This window comes from Lewinella sp. IMCC34183 (assembly GCF_003390915.1).
Lineage (GTDB): Bacteria > Bacteroidota > Bacteroidia > Chitinophagales > Saprospiraceae > Neolewinella.
This window is the reverse complement of the sequence record NZ_QMEM01000046.1, coordinates 1-255: the sequence shown is the minus strand read 5'-3', so window position 1 is coordinate 255 and position 255 is coordinate 1. Positions and strand designations below refer to the sequence as shown.

The window sequence follows — 255 nt, the reverse complement described above, 5'->3', positions numbered from 1 at the left end:
GACAGCTAGGATGTTGGCTTGGAAGCAGCCATTCATTTAAAGAGTGCGTAACAGCTCACTAGTCGAGCGTTCCTGCGCGGAAAATACTCGGGCATAAGCCCGGTACCGAAGCTATGGAAAGACTGCTTTAGGGCAGTATTTGGTAGGGGAGCATTGTGGTACGGCACTGAAGGTTGGGGGTGACCCCGGCTGGAGCGGCCACAAAAGCAAATGTAGGCATGAGTAACGATAAAAGGGGTGAGAAACCCCTTCGCC

1 rRNA gene is annotated in these 255 nt (G+C 52.9%); it reads left to right on the top strand.

The window, feature by feature from the left end:
- Nucleotides 1-255, top strand: a 23S ribosomal RNA gene (locus DQG19_RS20695); the annotation flags it as partial.